Origin of the sequence: Serratia nevei (assembly GCF_024160145.1) — a bacterium.
GTDB classification, from domain to species: Bacteria; Pseudomonadota; Gammaproteobacteria; order Enterobacterales; family Enterobacteriaceae; genus Serratia; species Serratia nevei_A.
The window spans coordinates 211,014-233,338 of record NZ_JAMYWQ010000003.1 but is presented as its reverse complement, the minus strand read 5'-3'; the positions used below and the strand labels follow the sequence as shown (position 1 = coordinate 233,338).

The following is a 22,325-nucleotide window of genomic DNA, read 5'->3' as shown; positions in this document are numbered from 1 at the left end:
GCCTATTGAACCATGAGCCATGCGAGCAGCGAGTTTATTCCGGCGCATATCGCCATCCTGACCGTGTCCGACAGCCGCGGCGCGGCGGAAGACACCTCCGGCCAATATCTGCAGGAAGCGGCGCAGGAAGCCGGCCATCAGGTGGTGGATCGCGCCATCGTCAAAGATGACATTTACCAGATCCGCGCACGGGTTTCCGCCTGGATCGCCGATGACAACGTGCAGGCGGTGCTGATCACCGGCGGCACCGGTTTTACCGCCCGCGACAACACGCCGGAAGCGCTGTTGCCGTTGTTCGACAGAGAGGTGGAAGGCTTCGGCGAACTGTTCCGCATGGTGTCGTACGAAGAGATCGGCACCGCGACGATCCAGTCGCGCGCGCTGGCCGGCCTGGCCAACCGCACGGTGATCTTCGCCATGCCGGGCTCAACCCGCGCCTGCCGCACCGCCTGGGAGCGGATTATCGAAGAGCAGTTGGACGCGCGCCATCGCCCGTGCAACTTCCAGCCCCATTTGAAGAAGCCCTGAGCCATGACACAGCTAACCCACATTAACGCCGCCGGCGAAGCCCATATGGTCGACGTTTCCGCCAAGGCCGAAACGGTGCGCGAGGCGCGCGCCGAAGCCTTCGTCGAGATGCTGCCCGCCACGCTGGCGATGATCGTTGACGGCAGCCATCACAAGGGCGACGTGTTCGCCACGGCGCGCATCGCCGGCATTCAGGCGGCCAAACGCACCTGGGAACTGATCCCGCTGTGCCACCCGCTGATGCTGAGCAAGGTCGAAGTGCAGCTGGAGGCGCAAACGCAGCACAGCCGGGTGCGCATCGAAACCTGCTGCCGGCTGACCGGCAAAACCGGCGTCGAGATGGAGGCGCTGACCGCCGCCTCGGTAGCGGCGTTGACCATCTATGACATGTGCAAAGCGGTACAGAAAGACATGGTGATCGGCCCGGTGCGCCTGCTGGCGAAAAGCGGCGGCAAATCCGGCGATTTTAAGGTGAACGTATGATAGATATTCTTTTCTTCGCGCAGGTGCGCGAACTGGTGGGCACCGGCGGCCTGTCGATGCCGGCGGATTACCCAACCGTCGAGGCGCTGCGCCAGGCGCTGTGTGCGCGCGGCGATCGCTGGGCGCTGGCGCTGGAGTCCGGCAAGCTGTTGGCGGCGGTCAATCAGTCGCTGGTGGCGGCGGATCATCCGCTGCGCGCCGGCGATGAAGTGGCCTTCTTCCCACCGGTTACCGGGGGGTAAGCATGGAAAATACCCGCATTCGCGTGGGCGAAGCGCCGTTCAACGTCGGCGACGAGTACCAGTGGCTGGCGCAGTGCGACGCCGACGGCGCGGTGGTGACCTTCACCGGCAAGGTGCGCAACCATAATCTGGGGGACGACGTCAGCGCGCTGACGTTGGAACACTACCCCGGCATGACCGAGAAGGCGCTGGCGGAGATTGTGAACGAGGCGCGCAACCGTTGGCCGCTGCAGCGGGTGACGGTGATCCACCGCGTCGGTGCGCTGTATCCCGGCGACGAGATCGTGTTCGTCGGCGTGACCGGCGCACACCGCAGCATGGCGTTCGCCGCCAGCGAGTTCATCATGGACTACCTGAAGACCCGCGCGCCGTTCTGGAAACGCGAAGCGACCGCCCAGGGCGATCGTTGGGTGGACGCCCGCGACAGCGACCGTCAGGCGGCGCAACGCTGGCACAACGCGGCTAAATAGCGCGTCAACAGCGGAAACAAATCAAGACCTTTGCCGCTTTCGCCCGGCATATTCTGTGGTACGCTTATAGCAGGCGAGGCTCCGTTCGAGGGGCTTCGGAATCTTGTTTACTACGCAAAAGGTAACCGTCATGGACCGATATCCACGCTCTAATGGTTCAATCGTCGAACGTGCCAACAGCGGCATTCAAGCCTACATGGCGCAGGTTTACGGCTGGATGGCTTGTGGTCTGCTGCTGACGGCGTTCGTTGCCTGGTATGTCGCACAAAATCAACAGCTACAGGCAGTGATATTCTCTAGCCAGATTACTTTCTTCGGTCTGATCATCGCTCAGCTGGCGCTGGTGTTCGTGATTTCCGGCATGGTCAACCGCCTGAGCGGCACGGTGGCCACTGCGCTGTTCATGCTGTACTCGGCGTTGACCGGGCTGACGCTGTCGAGCATCTTCATCGTTTACACCTACAGCTCGATCGCCAGCACCTTCGTGGTCACCGCCGGTATGTTCGGTGCCATGAGCCTGTACGGCTACACCACCAAGCGCGATCTGAGCGGTTTCGGCAGCATGCTGTTCATGGCGCTGATCGGTATCGTGCTGGCCTCGCTGGTGAACATCTGGCTGAAAAGCACCGCGCTGATGTGGGCGATTACCTACATCGGGGTGGTGGTGTTCGTCGGCCTGACCGCCTACGACACGCAAAAACTCAAGGCGATGGGCGAGCAGCTGAACGCCGATGATAAAGACGGTTTCCGCAAGTACGCCATCGTCGGCGCGCTGACGCTGTATCTCGACTTTATCAACCTGTTCCTGATGTTGCTGCGCATCTTCGGCAACCGTCGCTAAATCCGTCGTTTTTCAAGCCACCGCTTGAAATCCATAGGATTTACCAGGCTCTGCATGTGACATGCAGAGCTTTTTTTATGCGATTTTGCGGCGGAACAGCGCGTAGGCGGCGCTGCCGGTGGTGGCGGTGATCGCCAGCAGCGGCCACAGGCTGTGCCAGATGATGTCGAAGCTGGCGTCCTTCAGGTAGATCTGCTTGGTGATGTCGGTGAAGTGACGTACCGGGTTGACCCAGGTCAGATCCTGCAGCCATACCGGCATATTCTCCACCGGTGAGACGTAACCCGAGAGCAGGATCGCCGGCATCATGAACACGAACACGCCGATGAATGCCTGCTGCTGAGTGGCGCACAGCGACGAAATCAGCAGGCCGAAACCCACCAGCGATAGTCCGTAGATCAGTATGGTGGCATAGAACAGCAGCAGCGAGCCGGCAAACGGGATCTGATACATAAAGATGCCGATCAGCAACACAACGGTGGCGTGGAAACTGGCGACGATCAGCGCCGGCACCGCCTTGCCGATAAAGATCTGCCAGGTAAGCAGCGGCGAAACCAGCAGCTGTTCCAGCGTACCCTGCTCACGTTCGCGCGCCACCGACAGCGAGGTGACGATCAGCACGCCGATGGTGGCGATCATGGCGATCAGCGAAGGCACCACGAACCATTTGTAGTCCAGATTCGGGTTATACCAGTTGCGCACCACCAGTTCGCTGTTGTTGGGTTTGGCGCGGTCGCCGAGCAGCTCATTCTGATATTCCTGCACGATCTGCTGCACGTAGTTGGCGGCGATCTGCGCGCTGTTGGAGTTGCGCCCATCGAGCAGCAGCTGCAGCGGCGCGCTGTTGCCGGCGGCGATGTCGCGCGAGAACTGCGCCGGGAAGCGGATCAGCAGCAACGCCCGCTGGTTGTCGATGGTGGTCTTTATCTCCTGCGGGCTGCGCAGCAGCAGCACGTGCTGAAAGGCCTTGGCCTTGGCGAAGCGCTGGGTCAGCTCTACCGAAGCCTGGCCGCTGTCCTCGCTGTAGACCGCGATGGTGGCGTTGGTGACTTCCAGCGTTGCGGCGAACGGGAACAGCAGCACCTGCAGGATCACCGGCATAATCAGGATGGCGCGGGTTTGCGGATCGCGCAGCAGCGCCTGCATTTCCTTGATGATAAGCGTCAACAGACGATGAAACATCGCTCTTTCTCCTCAATCCAGCCGGCGCTGGGTTTTCCAGGCCGTCAGGCCGATGAACACCGCGGCGGAAGCGATCAGGAACAGCAGATTGATCAGCAGCACGGTGCCGACATTACCCGCCAGGAACAGCGTTTGCAGCGTGCTGACGAAGTAGCGCGCCGGAATGATGTAGGTCACCGCACGCACGATGGCCGGCATGCTGTCGATCTGGAAGATGAAGCCCGACAGCATGATCGAAGGCAGAAAGGCGGCGTTCAGTGCCACCATCGCCGCGTTGAACTGATTGCGGGTCAGGGTGGAGATCAGCAGGCCCATGCCGAGGGTGCTGGCCAGGAACAGGCTGCTGATCAGCAGCAGGATCAGCAGCGAACCGCGATAGGGCACGCCGAGCACCCAGACTGCCACCGCCATGCACAGCGCCATGGCGGCCATGCCGAGGAAGTAGTAAGGGATCAGCTTGGAGAGCAGCAGCTCGCTGCGCGTCACCTGAGTGGAAAGCAGGGCTTCCATGGTGCCGCGCTCCCATTCGCGGGCGATCACCAGCGAGGTGAGGATGGCGCCGATCACCGTCATGATGATGGTGATGGCGCCGGGAATGATGTAGTGCCGGCTGATGGCCGCCGGGTTGAACCAGTAGCGCATCTGCACGTCAATCAGCGGCTCGTTGCTGAGGCCCCGATCGGCGGCGCGCTGCTGCTGCCAGACTTGCCATACGCCCTGGGCATAACCCTGCACGAAGTTGGCGGTGTTCGGCTCGCTGCCGTCGGTGATCACTTGGATAGGGGCGCTGTCGTGCGGGCGCGCCATGCGCTGATCGAAATCCACCGGGATCACCACCAGGCCGCGGATCGTACCGGCCTGCATCTGCTGGATCAGCTGCCGGCGATTATCGCTTATGGTCGGTTCGATATAGGGCGAGCCGGCGAAGGCCTGAGCCAGATCGCGCGCGTCTTCGCTCTGCTGCTCCATCAGAATGCCCAGATGCAGCTTGCTGGAGTCCAGGTTGATGCCGTAGCCGAAGATAAACAGCAGCATCAACGGGATGACGAAGGCGATCAGGCCGCTGCTGGGATCGCGCAGTATCTGCCGCGTTTCCTTCAGGCACAGCGCGCGCAGCCGGCGCCAGGAGAGGCCGCTGTTGTCGATTGGGGTTCGGTTATCGCTCACCGTGATCCCTCCTTGTCGTAGCCCTGCACCAGTTCGATAAACGCCTGTTCCATCGAGGGATTGGGATTGTCGTCGCGCGCCACCTGCCGCTTGAGGTCGTCCGGCGTGCCGGCGGCGATGATCTTGCCGCGATACACCAGGCCGATGCGGTCGCAATACTCCGCCTCGTCCATAAAGTGGGTGGTCACCATCACCGTGACGCCCTTGTCGACCATGCCGTTGATGTGCAACCAGAACTCGCGCCGCGTCAGCGGATCGACGCCGGAAGTCGGCTCGTCGAGGAACAGGATATCCGGTTCGTGCATCAGCGCGCAGGCCAGCGCCAGGCGCTGTTTGAAGCCGAGCGGCAGCGCGTCCGGCGTCTGATCGAGGATCGGCGCGAAGTTGAAGGCGCGGGACATCTCGTCGATTTTGTCGCGCTGAGCCTTGCCGCTCAGGCCGTACACGCCGGAGAAGAAATTCAGGTTCTGCGCTACCGTCAGGTTGCCGTAAAGCGAGAATTTTTGCGCCATGTAGCCGAGGCGCTGACGCGCCTTGCCGGAGCTGGTCTTCAGATCCATCCCCAGCACCAGCGCCTTGCCGCCGGACGGTTTCAACAGGCCGCACATCATTTTGAAGGTGGTGGACTTGCCGGCGCCGTTCGGCCCGAGCAGGCCGAAAATTTCACCGCGCCGCACCTGGAAATCAACGTGATCGGTGGCGGCGAAGTCGCCGAATTTTTTGGTCAGCTGCACCGCTTCGATCACCGTTTCGCCGCTTTCACCGTTGACGGTCGGCATGATCTCCGCCAGCGCCGAGCGGTGGTTGGGGCCGCCGCCGAGCAGATCGATAAACGCATCTTCGAAGCGCGGATCCGCCTCGTTCAGTTCGGCGTCCGGCAGATCCAGCGCCTGCAGCAGCTGCCGGTGATCTTCCCCTTCCTTCAGGATCAGCCTCAGGTACTTGCCCTGGATCACCCCGTCGGTGACCGCCGGCAGGCAGATCGCCCGCTGCAGCAACGACCGATGGCTGCCGGGGGGCGCGGCGATCAACACCGTGCGCCCGGCCATGCGCCGGGTCAGCGCCTGCGGCGCGCCGCTGAACAGCAGCTCGCCCTCGTTGAGCAGCAGCACTTCGCGGCACTGCTCGGCCTCATCGAGATAAGAGGTGCTCCACAGGATCAACATGCCGTCGTTAGCCAGCTCGTGCACCATGCGCCACAGTTCGCGGCGCGAGATCGGATCGACGCCGACGCCCGGCTCATCCAGCAACAGCACCTGAGGTTCGCCCACCAGCGTGCAGGCGAGGCCGAGCTTTTGTTTCATGCCGCCGGACAGTTTGCCCGCCAGCCGTTCGGTGAAGCGGGTCAGATCGGTGAATTTCAACAGCCGCTCGAAGGTCTGGCGGCGAAGATCGCCGGTGACGCCGCGCAGATCGGCGTACAGCGTCAGGTTCTCCATCACCGTCAGATCCTCATACAGCCCGAACTTCTGCGGCATATAGCCGAGGATCGCGTGCAGTTGCCGATCCTGCGCGATCGGATCCAGCCCGGCGACCCGCAGTTTGCCGCTGCTGGGCAACAGCAGCCCGGCCAGCATGCGCAGCAGGGTGGTTTTGCCGGCGCCGTCCGGGCCGACCAGCCCGATCACCGCGCCGCTGCGCAGGGTGGTGGTCAGGCTGGCGACCGCCGGTTTCGCAAGCCGCGGGAAGCGCTTTTCCAGCCCTTCCAGATCAATGGTGTGCGCCTGTTCCATGGCCGGCCTCAGGGTTTGGCGAAACGCAGGGTGACCGGCATGCCCTGACGCAGCGCGTCGTCGGCGTCGGTGACGATCACCCGCAGGCGGTATACCAGATCGGTGCGCAGATCCGGCGTTTCGACGCTTTTCGGCGTGAATTCCGCGGTCGGCGAGACGAAACCGATCTTGCCGTGGTAAGGCTTGTCGGGGCGGCCGTCGGTGTAGATTTCCAACTCGGTGCCGGGCACCGCCTGGCCCAGGCTGGTCTCGTTGACGTAGGCGCGCACCCACACCGGCCGGGTCAGCGACAGGGTGAATACCGTGTTGCCGGCGCCGAGCATGGTGCCCGGCTCTACCGCGCGGGTCAGCACCGTGCCGGCGGAAGGGGAAAGCAGCGTGGCGTCTTGCAGGTTCAATTGCGCCTGCGCCAGCGCCGCTTCGCTCTGCGCCACGTCGGCCTTGGCCTGCTCGATTTCCTGCGGGCGATTGCCGCTGCGGTATTGCGACAGTTTGTCCTTCGCCGCCTGCAGGTTGGCCTGCGCCTGGTTGCGGGCGGTGCGCGCATCCTCCAGCGCATCGGCAGAGGTGGCGTTTTTCGCCCACAGCCCCTGCTGGCGTTTCAGGAAGCCGTCGGCGTAGGCGAAGGCGGACTGGCGCTGCGCCATTTCCGAACGCACCTGGGCGATCTCTTCACTGCGGTAGCCGGCCTGCAGCAGCGACAGCCTGGCGCGCGCGCTGCCGACGTTGGCTTCGGCCTGCTGCAGCGCGTTGCGGTAGGGCGCGTCGTCCAGCTTACCGAGCAGCTGGCCCGGCTGAACGGTATCGCCTTCATCCACCGTCAGCGACGCCAGGCGGCCGTCGACGCGAAAGCCGAGGTTCACCGTGCGGATGTCGACGTTGCCGTACAGCGTCAGCGGCTTATCTTGCTGCTGTTGGTAATGCCAGACCCCGTAAGCGGCGGCCGCGATCAGCAGAATTAACAACACGATCAAGGCACTGCGTTTTTTGTTCATAACACTCCCTGCCTGAATTTATGCGCCATGACGTTGGCGTAGCCCGGTAACCAGAATGTCAATATGTTCGTTCAGCACGGCGCCGATCTGCGCCGCTTCGTCCTCGCCAATCTCTTGCCAGCCGGCCTGGCGGCGGATGGTTTCGCGCGCCACGCGGAACGACAGCACTTCGCCGATCAGCGCATGGGTATGCAGCACCAGGCGGGTCGCCTGTTCGTCGATGCCGGTCGCGGCCGCCAGCAGGCGGCACAGCCGCTCGTGCATCGGCGCGATCACCTGGCTGTGGATCAGCGGGTAGGCCTCGGTCGGGGCGAGCTGTTCGCGTGACATGATTTTGCTCAGGTTCAGCGTGTGCGGCTGGGTCATCAACTCGCTGAAGGCCAGCAGGCCACGCTGCAGCAAACGCAGCGCCGCGTCGGGTGAGCGCTGCGCGGCAGGCCGTTGCCGGAAGCGATCGACCTCGTCCGCCAGCGGGGCGAACGCCTGCTGGATGAAATCGGCGAGCGACTGCGCCACGGCCAGGTACAGCCCCTCTTTGGAGCTGAAGTAGTAGGTGATGGCGGCAATATTCTGGCCGGCGCGCTGGGCGATGTCGCGGGTGGTGGCGCCCTGCAGGCCGCATTCGCCGAACAGTTCGGTCGCCGCGGCGAGCAGCTGCCGACGCGTTTGCTCGCCGCGCGCCCGGCCGGCGGCCTGATGAGGGACGGAAGCTGGCATGGGGGCACGCTCAAAGTTAATCAATCATATGATTAACTTTATGCCAGATTGTTTAAAACGCAACCGCTAACCACAATGAGTTATGTGATCGGCTTCAGACAATGCTGAATTTACGGCAGATTGTGCTCTTCGCGCGTAAAAGTGCTTTTTATTGCGCGACTTCTGTTACAATCCCCGCCTGGTGCACTGCAGTTTGTGCCAATCCCTCGTGGTCATGCTTAATGCCCCGTCTGATCATCCTCCCAGGAAACTGCACCGAACACCGTTAGGTTAGGGGGGATCTGGAGTTTTTCTCTTTATGTCATTTGAAACCCTCGGCTTAAGTGCTGAAATTGTGCGCGCTGTTGAAGAACAGGGCTATCGCGAACCGACGCCAATTCAGCGTCAGGCTATCCCTGTCGTGCTGGAAGGTCGTGACCTGATGGCCAGCGCCCAGACCGGCACCGGTAAAACCGCCGGTTTTACCCTGCCGCTGTTGCAGCTGCTGAGCAAGCATGACCATCCGGTCAAAGGGCGCCGCCCGGTGCGTGCGCTGATCCTGACGCCAACCCGCGAGCTGGCGGCGCAGATCGGCGAGAACGTCGATGCCTACAGCAAACACCTGCGCCTGCGTTCGCTGGTGGTGTTTGGCGGCGTGAGCATCAACCCGCAGATGATGAAGTTGCGCGGCGGCGTCGATATCCTGGTGGCGACGCCGGGCCGTCTGCTGGATCTGGAACATCAGAACGCAGTTGACCTGTCCAAAATCGAAATTCTGGTGCTGGACGAAGCGGATCGCATGCTGGACATGGGCTTTATCCACGACATCCGCCGCGTGCTGGCCAAGCTGCCGGCCAAGCGTCAGAACCTGCTGTTCTCCGCGACCTTCTCCGACGACATCAAGGCGCTGGCCAACAAGTTGCTGCACAACCCGGCTTCGGTAGAAGTGGCGCGCCGCAACACCGCGTCCGAGCAGATCGAACAGAGCGTGCACTTCGTCGACAAGAAGCGTAAGCGGGAACTGCTGTCGCAGATGATCGGCGAAGGCGACTGGAAACAGGTGCTGGTGTTTACCCGCACCAAGCACGGTGCCAACCATCTGGCGGAGCAGCTGAACAAAGACGGCATCACCGCGGCGGCGATCCACGGTAACAAGAGCCAGGGCGCCCGTACCCGTGCGCTGGCGGACTTTAAAGACGGCCGCATCCGCGTGCTGGTGGCAACCGACATCGCGGCACGCGGTCTGGATATCGACCAGCTGCCGCACGTGGTGAACTACGAGCTGCCTAACGTGCCGGAAGACTACGTGCACCGTATCGGCCGTACCGGCCGTGCGGAACGCACCGGCGAGGCTATCTCGCTGGTGTGCGTGGATGAGCACAAGCTGCTGCGCGACATCGAGCGTCTGCTGAAGCGTGAAATTCCGCGCATCGCGCTGCCGGGCTACGAGCCGGATCCGACCATCAAGGCCGAGCCGATCATCAACGGCCGTCAGGGTGGCGGGCGCGGCGCCCCGCGCGGCAACGGCGGCGGCCAGCGTTCCGGTAACGGCGGCGGTCAGCGCAGCGGTAACGCGAACGGCGGCCAGCGTGAAAACCGCGGCAATGGCAACGGTAACGCCCGCCCGCAGGGTGATGGCCAGCGCCGTTCCGGCGCACCGGCTTCGCGTCGCCCACGCAACCGCAAACCGGCTGAATAAGCCTGATTGCTCAAAGAGTAAGCCGCCGATACGGGCGGCTTTTTTTTTGCCTGGCGGAACGGCATTTTCGTACTAGGCTGGACGGTGGCTAACCCTACATTCCAGGAGACGGAGATGAAATTGAAGTGCGCAATTCTCGATGATTACCAGCAGGTGGCGCTCAAGATGGCGGACTGGTCGGCGCTGGCCGATCGGGTGGAGGTGTCCGCCATCAGCGCGCACTTTACCGATGAGGCGGAGCTGGCGGTGCATCTGCAGGAGTGCGACATTTTGGTCATCATGCGCGAGCGCACGCCGATGACCGCCTCGCTGCTGGCGCGGCTGCCGAAGCTGAAGCTGTTGATCACCTCCGGCATGCGCAACGCCGCTATCGATTTGGCCGCCGCCGCCGAGCGCGGCGTGGTGGTGTGCGGCACCCGCAGCGGATCGGCGGCGCCGATGGAGCTGACCTGGGCGCTGCTGCTCGGGTTGGCGAAGCATATCGTGCCGGAAAGCGTCGGGCTGAAAAACAATGGCCCCTGGCAGCGGGATCTCGGCGTCACCCTGCAGGGGAAAACGCTGGGGCTGCTGGGGCTGGGCAAGATCGGCGGCCAGATGGCCCGGGTGGCGCAGGCGTTCGGCATGCGGGTGCTGGCCTGGAGCCAGAACCTGACGGCGGAACGGGCGGCGCAGGAGGGGGCCCTGTTGGCGCCGTCCAAACGGGCGCTGTTCGAGCAGAGCGATTTTGTCTCTATCCACCTGGTGCTGAGCGATCGCAGCCGCGGGCTGGTGGGGCGCGACGAATTGACGGCGATGAAACCCACTGCCTACCTGATCAACACCTCGCGCGCGGGGATCGTCGATCGGGCGGCGTTGGTGGAGGTGCTGCAACAGCGGAAAATTGCCGGCGCCGGGCTGGACGTGTTCGAGACGGAGCCGCTGCCGGCCGACGATGCGTTTCGTCAGCTGCCCAACGTGCTGGCCACGCCGCATGTGGGCTACGTGGCGGACGACAACTACCGCGCCTACTTCACCGAGGCGGTCGAGGACATTGCGGCGTTCCTCGCCGGCCAACCGATCCGCCGGCTGGGCTGACGGCGCTTTTAATGCCCGCAGAGGCTTGTCTGGCGCGGGCATTCACCCGTATCATTGCGGGTCTTTTTTTAGCTGGGATTGGTCATGCGCGTATTATTGGCTCCGATGGAGGGCGTTCTCGATTCTTTGGTGCGTGAGTTGCTCACCGACGTGAACGACTACGATCTGTGCATCACCGAATTTTTGCGCGTGGTCGATCAGCTGCTGCCGGCCAAATCGTTCTACCGGCTGTGTCCGGAGTTGCGCCACGCCAGCCGCACGCCGTCGGGCACGCTGGTGCGCGTACAGCTGCTGGGGCAGTACCCGCAGTGGCTGGCGGAGAACGCCGCGCGTGCGGTGGAATTGGGCTCTTACGGCGTCGATCTCAACTGCGGCTGCCCGTCCAAGCTGGTGAACGGCAGCGGCGGCGGGGCGACGCTGCTCAAAGATCCGGAGTTGATCTACCAGGGCGCCAAAGCGATGCGCGCGGCGGTGCCGGCCCATTTGCCGGTCACGGTGAAGGTGCGCCTGGGCTGGGACTCCTCCAGTCGCAGTTTTGAAATCGCCGATGCGGTGCAGCAGGCGGGCGCCAGCGAGCTGACGGTGCACGGCCGCACCAAAGAGGACGGCTACAAGGCGGATCGTATCAACTGGGCGGCGATCGGCGAGATCCGCCAACGGTTGAGCATCCCGGTGATCGCCAACGGCGAGATCTGGGATTACCAGAGCGCGCAGGATTGCCTGCAGGCGACCGGCTGCGACGCCATCATGCTGGGGCGCGGCGCACTCAACGTGCCGAACCTGAGCCGGGTGGTGAAGTACAACGAGCCGCGAATGCCCTGGCCACAGGTGGTCGAGCTGCTGCAAAAATACGTCCATCTGGAAAAGCAGGGCGACACCGGCCTGTATCACGTGGCGCGCATCAAACAGTGGCTGGGCTATTTGCGCAAAGAATATGACGAAGCCACCGAACTGTTTAGCGAAATACGCGCGCTGACAACCTCGGGAGATATTGCGCGCGTCATCTGTCGCAGCTAAAAATAAACCCGCACGCGGCGGGTTTATTTAATGGCGACGTTATCAGGCAGCTTTGTCGAGACGGTTTAATTCTATCTCGATATCCTGAATGGTTTTTTCAAGCCCTTCCAGGCAGGCACCCTGTTTATTCAGCAGGTCGTTAATGGCTTCGGCGAATGCCTTATTTTTGCATTCCCCCTGATCGAAGGCCAGCCAGTGTGTGGAGAGCGTCTCGGTATTCGACTGCGCATAGTGGCGCATTTCCTTCAGCTGGGAAGCGACGTTACGTAAATTATCCAGCTGCGCCTGTGCGTTTGCATTATTGCTCATGAATTTCTCCTTGAGTTGGCCGTTAAATAATTTCGACTGCGAGATTAAGCTTACCTCATCTAAATAAAAATATCACCCTTGGTGGACAGGTTGGTTATTTTTTGTTGAATGTGGTTGCATGTATTATTTGGCTGAACAAGGACTTGGGAAGAATTGTAAAAATAGATAAATACGGTTTTTTCGGTTATTTCCAGCCACCCCAGACGGGATGGCCGTTATTCTAACGCTTAAGTGCCGGCGTCGTGCCGGAGAATTTATTTTGTCTCGTGAACTTCTCTCTCAACGATCCACATCGATGGCGAAATGCTGCCACAGCGCGGCGCGCCGTTCCTCTTCCGAATGCAGCGTCGTTTCGTGGCGCTGGTGCTCTTCGGTCACGATCAGCTTCATGTCGCTGAGGGTCACCCGGCCGTGTTCTGTCGGCCGTGAACACACCAGGCGCTGGGTGAAATGCGACTGCGGCGAGGTGCTGTGGAAGCGGCACATTTCGTCGAACTCATGCCACTCGCGCGGCTGAACGGTAAAGCGATACAGGGTTTTGGCATGTGAGCGTTGGTCGCCGTTGCGGCGTTCCAGCAGGTAATACTCGCCCTCCCGCTCCAGGTGGAAGGTGCCGCTGGCCTGCGGTTGCGGCTCGCCGATGACGATCTTCAGCGGCGTCAGGAAGGAGTCGCCGAAACCGACGTCCACCAGCCAGGCCTGGCCTGCCAGATCCACCCGCAGCGCCAGATGGTCGTAGGGCGGGCCGAAATGGCCGTCGCGCGCGCGGATCTCGCCGGAAATAAAGCTGACTTTGAAACCGAGCTCCCGTAACAGCAGGGCGAACAGCGTGTTCAGCTCATAACAGAAACCGCCGTGGTTGCGCTCGACCACTTTGCTGAACAGCGCCTCCGGCGCCAGCTGAATACCCTGATGATAAATAATGCTCAGGTTCTCGAACGGAACGCTCAGCATGTGGCGATGGTGCAGCTGTTGCAACGTGGGGAGGTCAGGGCGGACGGCGCCGCTAAAGCCGATGTGCTGCAGGTAGCGTTGGGTATCCACAGGGTGTCTCGCATGAGAAAAAGTAGGCATAAAATAGCGGGCTTTGCGGTTTTTGTGAGCGCATTACGTGCTGCGCCTTGGCCGCCGGATTATTTTCCCGGCGGGCGTCTTAGGTAAAGCGCCGGGTTCAGTGAGCGCAGATGCATTTTCAGCACGGCCCCCCGTTGAAAGAGGTAGTTGAGTACGGTCAATGACAGCAGTTCGGTCAGCAGGGTGCTGTAAGCGGCGCCCATCATGCCGTATTGCCGAATCAGGCAGTACGACAGGGGAATATTGATGATAAACACCAACAACATTTTGCGGGAAAGGAACCCATAACCGGAAAACAGCACGATGTATTTATAGGCCACGGTTCCCAGGGCGGAGAGCAGGGTGGCGACGGCCAATACCCCCATGGCGGCATAGGCCGCCAGGTATTGCTCGCCGTACAACAGCGCGATGATCGGTTTGCCCAGCCAAACGATCCCGGCGACGATGACCAAGGCGATGACCAGCACTAACCCATTCAGTTTGGCTGCGGCGCGCATCGCGTCTTCGCGCCGATAGGCGAATATTTTCGCGAAGAACGAGGTGATGACGGCATTGGTAACGAACATCCAGGCGGTCGCCAACGTAATGGCGACGGAGTAAATGCCCAGTACCGAAGCGGAAACGAACCACATCAAAAACAGCTGCGCCAGTCGGGTATATATGGCGATGGAGACATTGGATATCGCCAACGGCAGGCCGCTGGCGAGCAGATAGCGCACATATTTGCGACGAATATGGCCGGGGGCCGAAAAGCCCGGATGGCGGCGATGATAAAGGTGATGGCGGATCAGATAGGGGATGAGGTACACCATCACGATAGGGATGGCCAGAAAGTACAGATGCAGATCAAAATAGACGATCAGCCAGCGGGCCAACAAGGCGCTGGCTAAGCCGGCCACGTTGGCCATGGTATTGAAACGCGATTCCAGCCGGGCGTCATGGTAAATGGCGAAGATGTCTTTGAGTGAGAAAAACGAGGCCAGGAACGTCGCGGCGCAAAAGTAAAAGGTCGTGAAGTCTTCCCGCAGCCCGGTGTAAAGCAAGATGATCGCTGAAAGCACCACGAAACAGGTTTGCCTAAGCCGGTTGGTGGAGAACATCAGCGCTGCGCCGGATCGCGGGTTGCGGCTAATGCGTTTGAAGAGGACGGTGTCCGAACCCAGCAAGGCCAACGTTTGGGTAATGGCGAAAATCGCAGTGGCAAAGGTGATCTTTCCGAAGCTTTCCGGCCCAATATACTTGGCCATATAGGCAGTGATAAATACAACGCCGAGGATCGACACCGTCTTTTCCGCTATCATCCAGGATGCGTTTCTTATTATGCTGAAGTCTATGATTTTTAATTTCACTGACGCTTCCCTGAACACCCGGTGATATAGGATTATTCTGCTTTTTTTACTCTTTCATTATCGCGAAGTCTGTTTTTTATTTTACAATTCAAGCCAATTGCATTTAAACTTTAGGCAGATCTTATATCATATTGTATTAATGGATGAGTCAACGGAATGAGAAAATTCGTAAAATACCTCTATAAGGTTTCACCTGACTTTGTTTATTATCAATTGTCGCATTATTTTGTTCACGGGTGCTTCGTCAACTTTTTGAATCCTAAGAGCTTTTCTGAGAGGATTTATCACAGGATGCGCTACCCGCGCGAAGAGTTCAGCCTGCTGGCAGACAAGGTGGCGGTGAGGGATTATATATCTCGTCGCGTTTCGGAAAAATACCTAACGCCGGTTCTCATGATAACCAGGAATTTTACTGAGGAGGACTACATGTCATTGCCTCAATCTTTTGTTATCAAAACAAATAATGCTTCACAGCAAGTGAAAATTGTCAGAGATAAAGATAGGGTGAGTTATGACGAGATTGCGAATACTCTCAAGGCATGGTCAAAAATAACGTATTGGAAGCGCTTTCGTGAGAAACACTATGCGAAGATCCCACTGCAAATTCTGGTTGAAAACCTGTTGGACATCGAACGCGACGGTGAACTGATCGACTACAAAGTGCATGTTTTTAACGGCAATCAGCCTTACCTGTTCGTGGAGTTGCTGCGTGGCGGCCCGGAGCCGACGTCGCTGGAATTTTTGGACCGCCATGCGCATCACTGCTTCTTTAGCCAAAAAGGTATCCCCCAAATCAATACGTTGCGCGAGAAGCCTGAATTTTGGGATGAGATGATTGAGGTCGCTCAAGCCGTTGCCGCCGATCTGGACTACTGCCGGGTCGATTTCTACCTGACGCGCGACAGGCTCTATATCGGCGAACTGACGCTCACCCCCGGTGCAGGCAATGAGGTGTATCAACCGCGCGCCACGAACCTGTTGCTGGGCGAAATGATGGCCAAAACCTGAACGATACGCCGCTCACTGGGCCAGCTCCTGCAGCCAGCCCAGAAACGCCGCCGCGCCGGGTTTTTCCAGCGTGCGCGGTGGGTAAATCACGTAGTAGGGTTTGCTGAGCGGCAGCGCCGGTTCGGCCAGGGTGACCAGCTGGCCTTCCGCCAGTTCACGGGCGATCAGCCGCCGCTGGCCGAGCAGCACCCCGCGCCCTTGCACGGCGGCGTCGATAGCCAGCGAAGTCAGGTTATAGGTGAGCCCACGCCGCGCCGGCGGCATTCGATCGGCGGCGGTGAACCACTCGTGCCAGCCCGGCAGAAACTGGCTCTCCTTGCCCCAGTCGACGTGGATCAGCGGCTGTTGCGTCCAGTCGCCGCGATCGCGCAGCGCCGGGCTGCACACCGGCTGCACCCGATCCTGAAACAGCCGCACCTTTTCCAGCAGCGGATAGTCTTGATCGCCGAAGCACAGGGCGAAGTCCGCCGCCGAATGGGCGAAATCGACCGCCGCATGGGTCGCGTGCAGCCGCAGATCGCCGTCGGGGCACTGCGCCAGCCAGTCGCCCAGTGCCGGGTTCAGCCACTTGGAGGCCAACGCCGGCAGGGCGAACACCGTCAGCGCCTGTTTGCCGCGCTGGCGCTCGACGTGCTGCTGCGCCACGCGCAGCGTTTCGAATGCCTCCTGCACGTAGGCCAGGTAATCCACGCCCTGTTCGGTCAGCGTAACGCCGCTTTTGGCGCGGATGAACAGCGTGATCCCCAGGTGTTGTTCGAGCTGGCGGATTTGCTGACTGACGGCGGCGGCGGTCAGCGCCAGCGTATCCGCCGCGCGGGCCAGGCTGCCGGTGCGGGCGGCGGTTTCGAACGCCAGAATGGCGCTCAGTTTGGGCAAGCGTGCACGGGAGGGTGAGTGCATGGGCAGGGCTATCGCTAAGAATTGGTTAGCTTATCCATAACGTATTTTTGTTATGGCGGCAATGCGCCATTCGCTACAGTGAGACGCATCCGGCTATCGCACACGAGGGGAATGTCATGCCGCAACTTGCCGATATTATCGATCTGTCCGCCCATCCCATCGACGGCGCCGCGTTCCGCGCCCGTTGCCGGCAAACGCTGGAGCGCACCGGTGCGCTGGTGCTGCCGGGATTTCTGCGCCCCGCCGCGCTGGCGACGGTGCGGCTGGAAGGCGCCGAACAGCATCACGCGGCGTTTTACGCCACCAGCAAACACAATGTTTATTTGCGGCCGCAGGACGACGCGCTGCCGGCCGACCACGCGCGCAACCGGCTGGTGGTGTCGTCCAAGGGCTGCATTACCGACGAGGATATTCCGCCGCACTCGCCGCTGCGTGCGCTGTACGATGCCCCGGCGTTTCGCGCGTTCCTCTGTGCGGTGCTGGATGAAGCGCAGCTGTATCCCTACGCCGATCGGCTGTCGTCTATCAACCTGCATTACGCCCACACCGGCCAGGAGCTGGGATGGCACTTCGACAACTCGTCGTTTGCCATCACGCTGCTGATCCAGAAACCGCAGGCGGGCGGGCGTTTCGAGTACGTGGAGAACCTGCGCGACGCCGATCGCGGCGAGATGAACTATGCCGGGGTCACGCAGGTGCTGGACGGGGAGCGGGCGGTCAAACGGCTGGCGATCGAGGAGGGGGATTTGGTGCTGTTTCGCGGGCGCAACGCCCTGCACCGGGTGACGCCGACTGAAGGCGACACCACGCGCATGTTGGTGGTGCTGGCCTACAATGCGCAGCCGGACGTGATGCTGTCGGAAAGCGCCAGAATGACGTTCTACGGCCGGTTATAGCGGATAAAAAAAACCGCCCGGAGGGCGGTTTGTCGAATCAGTGCGGGTGTTGCTCTTCGTGAGCCTGCTGTTCCAGCTTCACTTCCTGCGCGCGCTTGCGCAGGCCGAACCAGCCCAGCGTCAGCAGCACCGCCAGCACCGGAATGGTGGCGATGGTCCAGGTGCCGTTCGGGTAATCGAACGCCATCATCACCACCACGATCAGCAGGAACGCCAGCGTCAGCCAGGAGGTGAACGGCGCGCCCGGCATTCTGAAAGACACCGGCTGCGCGCGGCCTTCACGGATGGCTTTGCGCAGGCGCATCTGGCAAACGATGATAAATGCCCAGGAGGCGATGATGCCGAGCGAAGCGATGTTCAGTACGATCTCGAATACCTGCGACGGCACCAGATAGTTGAGCACCACGCCGATCACGTAGATGCCGCAGGTGACCAGGATGCCGGCGTAAGGCACCTGCTGGCTGCTCATTTTGGCCATCAGCTTCGGCGCGGAGCCGCCCATCGCCAGCGAGCGCAGGATGCGGCCGGTAGAGTAAAGGCCGGAGTTGAGGCTGGACAGCGCGGCGGTCAGCACCACGATGTTCATGATGGTGCCGATGTAAGGCACGCCCAGCTTGCTGAAGAAGGTGACAAACGGGCTTTGGCCGGCCTGGTAGGCGTTCCACGGCAGCAGCAGCACCAGCAGCACCACGGAACCGACGTAGAACAGGCCGATGCGCCAGATCACGCTGTTGATCGCTTTGGGCATCATTTTGGCCGGATCTTTACACTCGCCGGCGGCGGTGCCGATAAGCTCAATGCCGGCGAACGCGAAGATCACCCCTTGCACCAGCACCAGCGCCGGCAGCAGGCCGTGCGGGAACATGCCACCGTTTTCGGTGATCAGGTGCATGCCGGTGGTGTGGCCGGCCACCGGGGTGCCGGTGCCGAGGAACACCACGCCGACGATCAGGAACAGCGCGATGGCGGCGACCTTGATCAGCGCGAACCAGAACTCCATTTCGGCGAACCATTTCACGCCGATCATGTTCATGGTGGCGACGATGCCGAGCGCGCCGAGGGCGAACAGCCATTGCGGCACGTCGGCGAAGGTGCCCCAGTAGTGCATGTACAGCGCTACCGCGGTGATGTCGACGATGCCGGTCATCGCCCAGTTGAGGAAGTACATCCAGCCGGCGACGTAAGAGGCTTTCTCACCGAGAAATTCGCGGGCGTAAGAAACGAAGCTGCCGCTGGAAGGGCGATGCAGCACCAGTTCGCCCAGCGCGCGCAGGATGAAGAAAGAGAAGATCCCGCACACCAGATAGACCAGCGCCAGCGCCGGCCCGGCCAGTTCGAGGCGGCCACCGGTACCGAGGAACAAGCCGGTGCCGATCGAACCGCCGATGGCGATCATTTGGATCTGCCGGTTGCCCATGCTTTTGTGATAACCGGATTCATGGGAGTCTAGCCAGCGTCTTCTGGCGGCGTGTTTGTCGTCCGCCGACTTTTTTTGTGAATGCATTATCCGTCCTGTTTACCTGTCTATGATGAACTTCGCCCTGAGCTGCAGAGCAAACGATTGCCATCAGCAATCGTAATGAGAATGAGGTCGTGGCATCATTCCGCTGTTTATTGTGTATACAGCCGCCGTTAAATAACGGCGTGGCATGCTACCGTTTCCCGATAAATGTGGCAAAAAAACCTGTGCGCAAAGCGTGAGCAATGGTGTGTATTTTTTAAACTGAAAACAAAAGCGCATATTATTCAGTAAGATGAGTCTCATTATCAACACGGAAATATCGAACGATAAAAGTGATTGAAATCACAGAATAATAATTACCGTGCAAACTAAAGGGATTTGAAGGTTATTTCGCGTGAGGGGGAAGGCGGGCGGAAAATAAAGCGATGGCGCCTGCGCGGCGATGGGCGTGCGCAGGCGAATCGGACGAGGGGGTTTTTAGGCGGATTCACCGGCCGGCAGAGCCGAAGCCGGCAGGCCGAACAGCTTGTCGAACGCCCAGTTAAACAGGAAGGTGTAGCAAGGAATGATGACGATCAGCGCCATATCCAGCAGCAGCGCCTGCCACAGCGTGATGCCCATCCACCAGGCGATCAGCGGGATTAAAAATACCACCAGCGTCAGCTGAAACCCGACCGCATGCAAAATGCGGCGTTTAAGAGTGCGGGTGCGCGACACCTGGCGGCTCTCCCACCATTCGAATAAGGAATTGTAAATGAAGTTCCAGCTGACCGCGAGGGTGGTGATCACCACCGCCAGCGGCCCGGTGCTGGTTGGCGCGTGGCCCGACAGCAGCGCCAGCCCCAGCGCCGAGATCGTCATGCCGATGATTTCATAAGCGGTGACATATACCAGTTTGCGTTTGACGCCTTGCATTGTTTTCTCCCGATCTGTTTTTAGTTGCCTCTGTGGCGACGGCGGCTAAGATAGCGTCAATCACATTGATAGAAAAAGTCAGGAGCTGTCAGTTTAACTGACAGGTTAACGATGAACTTTTCCAGCGACAATATCGAACTGTTTTTGGCGGTGCTCGATCGCGGCTCGTTTTCCGCCGCCGCCCGTGCGCTGCGGCGCGTGCCGTCCGCCGTCAGCATGGGCATCGCCAACATGGAGGCGGAGCTCGGTTTCGCGCTGTTCGATCGCTCGCACCGCGAACCGACGCCGACCGCGCTGGCCCTGGCCCTGGCACCGCACGCCCGCCTGATCGCCGGGCAACTCAAGCAGCTGCAGGTGCACGCCATCGAACTTTCCCAGGGGCTGGAGAGCCGGCTTTCGATCGGCGTGGCGTCGGACATCAACGGCGCCGGCCTGCTGGCGGCGGTGAAAACGCTGTCGCAGCGTTATCCGCTGCTGAATATCGAAGTGCTCAGCGCGCCGCAAGATGACGTGTTGCACCTGCTGCACCAGGAGCGCATCGGCGTTTGCCTGGCGTTCGGCGGGTTGAACATCAACAGCGCCGAACAGTTCCACTTCGTGGGCGCGGAATCGCTGGTGGCGATGCTGTCGCCGCAGCATCCGGCGCTGGACGGCGCAGCGGGCGAGCTGTTTCTCGAGGATTTGGTCAACGTGCGGCAGATCATGGTGGCCAGCCGCGATCTGCCGATCGGCGATCTGCGCCCGCAGGTGGCGGAGGCTTACTGGCGCACCGACAGCCTGCCGATGGCGCTGAACATGGTGGAAGCGGGCCTGGGGTGGGGCAATTTTCCGCTGTCGCTGGCCGAGCCGCTGCTGGCGCAGGGGCGGCTGGTGCGGCTGAAATTCAAAAACACCAAGAACGAGCTACGCTTGCCAATGCATCTGATCTGGCTGAAGCACCGCCCGCTGGACAAGGCGGCGCGCGAACTGGTCGAGCTGATGCGCGCGGCGCCGCAGGGATCTTGACGCGCCGCCATTGCTTTTGTTTTCACCTCTGCGCTAGTTTGAATAAAAAATGACAACGGAGAGTGGGCATGTTGAGCGAGACGGCGCTGTCGATAATCAGCATTACCGGCGCGATTGCGCTGGGGGCGATGAGCCCGGGACAAAGTTTTATTCTGGTGGCGCGCACAGCGGTGGCTTCTTCGCGTAGCGACGGTATGGCAGTCGCGCTGGGGATGGGCGTCGGATGCTTTGTCTTCGCGCTGTTGGCCCTGCTGGGACTGCAGTCGCTGTTGCTGGCGCTGCCTTGGCTATACGGGACGTTAAAGCTGTTAGGCGGCGCTTACCTTATCTATCTGGCGTTCAACATGCTGCGTGGCGCCAATCGACCGCTGAACGTGGGTGACGCTGGCGGGCAGCCGCTGGGATGGCGCAAAGCCTTCACCACCGGTCTGCTGACCCAGTTGGGCAACCCGAATACTGCCATTGTCTTCGCCAGCGTGTTCGCCGCGTTGCTCAGCCACGCGATCGCGCCGTGGATGTATGTGGCGTTACCTTTGATCGCGCTGGCGGTCGATGTGGCGTGGTACGCCTTTGTCGCCTTCGTGCTTTCTTCGCCGCGCCCGCGCCGGATTTATCTGCGCTTCAAGGCCTGGTTCGATCGCTTGAGCGGCGGCGTGCTGGCGCTGTTGGGCATCAAACTGATGCTGAGCCGCTGAGCTTCACTCCGCGTGGCGTTTGCGCCACCAGAAGCGCACCAGCAGGATGGCGGCGATCGCCAGCGCGACAAACAGCAGGCTGGAGAGCTTTTTGTCGAAGCCGGTCACGAAGCTTTCGATCGCCTGGCCGCCGAAATAGCCGAGCATGACGAAGATCGTCGCCCACAGAATGGCGCCGAGGATGTTGAGCGGCACGAAGCGCGATGGTGGCAGGCGGCTGGCGCCAATCAGCACCGGGCCGATGATGCGAAAGCCGTACATAAAGCGCACGCCGAGCACGAACAGTATCGGGTGGCGAGCGATTAGCCTTCTGGCGCGTGCGATGCGCTTTTCCTGCCCCTTGAGCCGCGACAGGATCCGGCCTTCGAACCGGCGGCCGGCGAAGAACAACAGCTGATCCCCCAACGTGCCGCCGAGCGCCACCACCGCAATCACCCACGGCCAGTGCAGCAGCCCTTCATGGGCGGCGATGCCGCCCAGCAGCGTGATGGTCTCCCCCTCCGCCAGGCAGCCGATAAACAACGCCCAGTAACCGTAATCCGTAATGTAGTGGGCCAAATCGGTCATTCCTCACTCCTTATGTGG

The 22,325-nt window shown here is 60.9% G+C and carries 24 protein-coding genes; 12 read left to right on the top strand and 12 right to left on the bottom strand.

Annotated features, from left to right (window positions below):
• Nucleotides 1-12: 12 nt before the first annotated feature.
• From moaB to M6G53_RS04610, 5 genes are all read left to right on the top strand, one after another.
• Complete coding sequence (gene moaB / locus M6G53_RS04630) at nt 13-528, top strand: molybdenum cofactor biosynthesis protein B (RefSeq protein WP_033642238.1); 516 nt, start codon at nt 13-15, stop codon at nt 526-528.
• Between the two features lie 3 nt (nt 529-531).
• Nucleotides 532-1,011 carry a cyclic pyranopterin monophosphate synthase MoaC gene (gene moaC, locus M6G53_RS04625; protein ID WP_033637506.1) on the top strand — a complete coding sequence of 160 codons (480 nt, stop codon included), beginning with the start codon at nt 532-534 and terminating at the stop codon, nt 1,009-1,011.
• Entirely contained in the window at nt 1,008-1,253 is a 246-nt protein-coding gene (moaD, locus tag M6G53_RS04620; protein ID WP_019453985.1) for a molybdopterin synthase sulfur carrier subunit, read from the top strand. The genes moaC and moaD overlap by 4 nt, the downstream gene beginning before the upstream one ends.
• A gap of 2 nt (nt 1,254-1,255) precedes the next feature.
• Entirely contained in the window at nt 1,256-1,723 is a 468-nt protein-coding gene (gene moaE / locus M6G53_RS04615) for a molybdopterin synthase catalytic subunit MoaE (protein WP_253329336.1), read from the top strand.
• Nucleotides 1,724-1,853: 130 nt separating this feature from the next.
• The gene (locus tag M6G53_RS04610; RefSeq protein ID WP_253329334.1) at nt 1,854-2,564 is read left to right on the top strand and encodes a Bax inhibitor-1/YccA family protein; all 711 of its coding nucleotides are present in this window, start codon (nt 1,854-1,856) and stop codon (nt 2,562-2,564) included.
• A gap of 75 nt (nt 2,565-2,639) precedes the next feature.
• On the opposite strand, the gene M6G53_RS04605 is transcribed toward M6G53_RS04610, so the two are convergent.
• Genes M6G53_RS04605 through M6G53_RS04585 form a run of 5 tightly spaced genes read right to left on the bottom strand, consistent with a single transcriptional unit; the run spans nt 2,640 to nt 8,358 of the window.
• Nucleotides 2,640-3,746: an ABC transporter permease gene (locus M6G53_RS04605; protein WP_253329332.1), complete on the bottom strand. Its 1,107-nt coding sequence runs from the start codon at nt 3,744-3,746 to the stop codon at nt 2,640-2,642.
• 12 nt (nt 3,747-3,758) lie between these two features.
• Nucleotides 3,759-4,913: an ABC transporter permease gene (locus tag M6G53_RS04600; protein ID WP_253329330.1), complete on the bottom strand. Its 1,155-nt coding sequence runs from the start codon at nt 4,911-4,913 to the stop codon at nt 3,759-3,761.
• Nucleotides 4,910-6,646: an ATP-binding cassette domain-containing protein gene (locus tag M6G53_RS04595; RefSeq protein ID WP_253329328.1), complete on the bottom strand. Its 1,737-nt coding sequence runs from the start codon at nt 6,644-6,646 to the stop codon at nt 4,910-4,912. Before M6G53_RS04595 ends, M6G53_RS04600 begins: the two co-directional genes overlap by 4 nt.
• A gap of 8 nt (nt 6,647-6,654) precedes the next feature.
• Nucleotides 6,655-7,641, bottom strand: a complete 987-nt coding sequence (hlyD, locus tag M6G53_RS04590; protein WP_253329326.1) for a secretion protein HlyD — start codon at nt 7,639-7,641, stop codon at nt 6,655-6,657.
• An 18-nt stretch (nt 7,642-7,659) separates the two neighbouring features.
• Nucleotides 7,660-8,358 carry a CerR family C-terminal domain-containing protein gene (locus M6G53_RS04585; protein WP_253329324.1) on the bottom strand — a complete coding sequence of 233 codons (699 nt, stop codon included), beginning with the start codon at nt 8,356-8,358 and terminating at the stop codon, nt 7,660-7,662.
• Between the two features lie 298 nt (nt 8,359-8,656).
• Between M6G53_RS04585 and rhlE the strand changes: the two genes are divergently transcribed.
• From rhlE to dusC, 3 genes are all read left to right on the top strand, one after another.
• Nucleotides 8,657-10,036: an ATP-dependent RNA helicase RhlE gene (rhlE, locus tag M6G53_RS04580; RefSeq protein WP_042783890.1), complete on the top strand. Its 1,380-nt coding sequence runs from the start codon at nt 8,657-8,659 to the stop codon at nt 10,034-10,036.
• Between the two features lie 114 nt (nt 10,037-10,150).
• Nucleotides 10,151-11,110: a D-2-hydroxyacid dehydrogenase family protein gene (locus M6G53_RS04575; RefSeq protein WP_253329322.1), complete on the top strand. Its 960-nt coding sequence runs from the start codon at nt 10,151-10,153 to the stop codon at nt 11,108-11,110.
• An 84-nt stretch (nt 11,111-11,194) separates the two neighbouring features.
• Nucleotides 11,195-12,127 carry a tRNA dihydrouridine(16) synthase DusC gene (gene dusC, locus M6G53_RS04570; protein WP_038879839.1) on the top strand — a complete coding sequence of 311 codons (933 nt, stop codon included), beginning with the start codon at nt 11,195-11,197 and terminating at the stop codon, nt 12,125-12,127.
• A gap of 42 nt (nt 12,128-12,169) precedes the next feature.
• Here dusC and M6G53_RS04565 read toward each other — a convergent pair whose 3' ends face one another.
• From M6G53_RS04565 to M6G53_RS04555, 3 genes are all read right to left on the bottom strand, one after another.
• Nucleotides 12,170-12,436, bottom strand: a complete 267-nt coding sequence (locus M6G53_RS04565) for a hypothetical protein (protein ID WP_253329320.1) — start codon at nt 12,434-12,436, stop codon at nt 12,170-12,172.
• Between the two features lie 279 nt (nt 12,437-12,715).
• Complete coding sequence (locus M6G53_RS04560; protein ID WP_253329318.1) at nt 12,716-13,480, bottom strand: arylamine N-acetyltransferase family protein; 765 nt, start codon at nt 13,478-13,480, stop codon at nt 12,716-12,718.
• 89 nt (nt 13,481-13,569) lie between these two features.
• On the bottom strand, nt 13,570-14,859 hold the full coding sequence (locus tag M6G53_RS04555; protein ID WP_366519479.1) for an oligosaccharide flippase family protein: 1,290 nt from the start codon (nt 14,857-14,859) through the stop codon (nt 13,570-13,572).
• Nucleotides 14,860-15,015: 156 nt separating this feature from the next.
• On the opposite strand from M6G53_RS04555, the gene M6G53_RS04550 reads away from it, so the two are divergent.
• Complete coding sequence (locus M6G53_RS04550; RefSeq protein WP_253329314.1) at nt 15,016-15,867, top strand: ATP-grasp fold amidoligase family protein; 852 nt, start codon at nt 15,016-15,018, stop codon at nt 15,865-15,867.
• Between the two features lie 12 nt (nt 15,868-15,879).
• On the opposite strand, the gene M6G53_RS04545 is transcribed toward M6G53_RS04550, so the two are convergent.
• Nucleotides 15,880-16,767: a LysR substrate-binding domain-containing protein gene (locus M6G53_RS04545; protein WP_253329312.1), complete on the bottom strand. Its 888-nt coding sequence runs from the start codon at nt 16,765-16,767 to the stop codon at nt 15,880-15,882.
• 116 nt (nt 16,768-16,883) lie between these two features.
• Here M6G53_RS04545 and M6G53_RS04540 point away from each other — a divergent pair, with 116 nt between their 5' ends.
• Entirely contained in the window at nt 16,884-17,663 is a 780-nt protein-coding gene (locus M6G53_RS04540) for a HalD/BesD family halogenase (protein WP_253329310.1), read from the top strand.
• A gap of 37 nt (nt 17,664-17,700) precedes the next feature.
• Here the strand turns inward: M6G53_RS04540 and ansP are convergent, their stop codons facing one another.
• Nucleotides 17,701-19,167: an L-asparagine permease gene (gene ansP, locus M6G53_RS04535; protein WP_253329308.1), complete on the bottom strand. Its 1,467-nt coding sequence runs from the start codon at nt 19,165-19,167 to the stop codon at nt 17,701-17,703.
• Between the two features lie 435 nt (nt 19,168-19,602).
• Nucleotides 19,603-20,040 carry a PACE efflux transporter gene (locus M6G53_RS04530; RefSeq protein WP_253329306.1) on the bottom strand — a complete coding sequence of 146 codons (438 nt, stop codon included), beginning with the start codon at nt 20,038-20,040 and terminating at the stop codon, nt 19,603-19,605.
• A 111-nt stretch (nt 20,041-20,151) separates the two neighbouring features.
• Between M6G53_RS04530 and M6G53_RS04525 the strand changes: the two genes are divergently transcribed.
• Together M6G53_RS04525 and M6G53_RS04520 are read left to right on the top strand one after the other, a co-directional pair.
• Complete coding sequence (locus M6G53_RS04525; protein WP_253329304.1) at nt 20,152-21,045, top strand: LysR family transcriptional regulator; 894 nt, start codon at nt 20,152-20,154, stop codon at nt 21,043-21,045.
• A gap of 68 nt (nt 21,046-21,113) precedes the next feature.
• The gene (locus M6G53_RS04520; RefSeq protein WP_253329302.1) at nt 21,114-21,740 is read left to right on the top strand and encodes a LysE family translocator; all 627 of its coding nucleotides are present in this window, start codon (nt 21,114-21,116) and stop codon (nt 21,738-21,740) included.
• A gap of 3 nt (nt 21,741-21,743) precedes the next feature.
• Here the strand turns inward: M6G53_RS04520 and M6G53_RS04515 are convergent, their stop codons facing one another.
• Nucleotides 21,744-22,307, bottom strand: a complete 564-nt coding sequence (locus M6G53_RS04515; RefSeq protein WP_253329300.1) for a DedA family protein — start codon at nt 22,305-22,307, stop codon at nt 21,744-21,746.
• Nucleotides 22,308-22,325: the final 18 nt, after the last annotated feature.

What these genes read in the sequence shown, in the direction of transcription:
- moaC (WP_033637506.1), top strand. Translation starts at nt 532, where the DNA reads ATGACACAGCTAACCCACATTAACGCCGCCGGCGAAGCCCATATGGTC.
- M6G53_RS04610 (WP_253329334.1), top strand. Translation starts at nt 1,854, where the DNA reads ATGGACCGATATCCACGCTCTAATGGTTCAATCGTCGAACGTGCCAAC.
- M6G53_RS04565 (WP_253329320.1), bottom strand. Translation starts at nt 12,436, where the DNA reads ATGAGCAATAATGCAAACGCACAGGCGCAGCTGGATAATTTACGTAAC.
- M6G53_RS04540 (WP_253329310.1), top strand. Translation starts at nt 16,884, where the DNA reads ATGCCGCAACTTGCCGATATTATCGATCTGTCCGCCCATCCCATCGAC.
- M6G53_RS04585 (WP_253329324.1), bottom strand. Translation starts at nt 8,358, where the DNA reads ATGCCAGCTTCCGTCCCTCATCAGGCCGCCGGCCGGGCGCGCGGCGAG.
- M6G53_RS04525 (WP_253329304.1), top strand. Translation starts at nt 20,152, where the DNA reads ATGAACTTTTCCAGCGACAATATCGAACTGTTTTTGGCGGTGCTCGAT.
- M6G53_RS04575 (WP_253329322.1), top strand. Translation starts at nt 10,151, where the DNA reads ATGAAATTGAAGTGCGCAATTCTCGATGATTACCAGCAGGTGGCGCTC.
- hlyD (WP_253329326.1), bottom strand. Translation starts at nt 7,641, where the DNA reads ATGAACAAAAAACGCAGTGCCTTGATCGTGTTGTTAATTCTGCTGATC.
- M6G53_RS04595 (WP_253329328.1), bottom strand. Translation starts at nt 6,646, where the DNA reads ATGGAACAGGCGCACACCATTGATCTGGAAGGGCTGGAAAAGCGCTTC.
- M6G53_RS04530 (WP_253329306.1), bottom strand. Translation starts at nt 20,040, where the DNA reads ATGCAAGGCGTCAAACGCAAACTGGTATATGTCACCGCTTATGAAATC.
- dusC (WP_038879839.1), top strand. Translation starts at nt 11,195, where the DNA reads ATGCGCGTATTATTGGCTCCGATGGAGGGCGTTCTCGATTCTTTGGTG.
- moaB (WP_033642238.1), top strand. Translation starts at nt 13, where the DNA reads ATGAGCCATGCGAGCAGCGAGTTTATTCCGGCGCATATCGCCATCCTG.
- M6G53_RS04545 (WP_253329312.1), bottom strand. Translation starts at nt 16,767, where the DNA reads ATGCACTCACCCTCCCGTGCACGCTTGCCCAAACTGAGCGCCATTCTG.
- M6G53_RS04605 (WP_253329332.1), bottom strand. Translation starts at nt 3,746, where the DNA reads ATGTTTCATCGTCTGTTGACGCTTATCATCAAGGAAATGCAGGCGCTG.
- moaE (WP_253329336.1), top strand. Translation starts at nt 1,256, where the DNA reads ATGGAAAATACCCGCATTCGCGTGGGCGAAGCGCCGTTCAACGTCGGC.
- M6G53_RS04515 (WP_253329300.1), bottom strand. Translation starts at nt 22,307, where the DNA reads ATGACCGATTTGGCCCACTACATTACGGATTACGGTTACTGGGCGTTG.
- rhlE (WP_042783890.1), top strand. Translation starts at nt 8,657, where the DNA reads ATGTCATTTGAAACCCTCGGCTTAAGTGCTGAAATTGTGCGCGCTGTT.
- M6G53_RS04520 (WP_253329302.1), top strand. Translation starts at nt 21,114, where the DNA reads ATGTTGAGCGAGACGGCGCTGTCGATAATCAGCATTACCGGCGCGATT.
- M6G53_RS04550 (WP_253329314.1), top strand. Translation starts at nt 15,016, where the DNA reads ATGAGAAAATTCGTAAAATACCTCTATAAGGTTTCACCTGACTTTGTT.
- moaD (WP_019453985.1), top strand. Translation starts at nt 1,008, where the DNA reads ATGATAGATATTCTTTTCTTCGCGCAGGTGCGCGAACTGGTGGGCACC.
- ansP (WP_253329308.1), bottom strand. Translation starts at nt 19,167, where the DNA reads ATGCATTCACAAAAAAAGTCGGCGGACGACAAACACGCCGCCAGAAGA.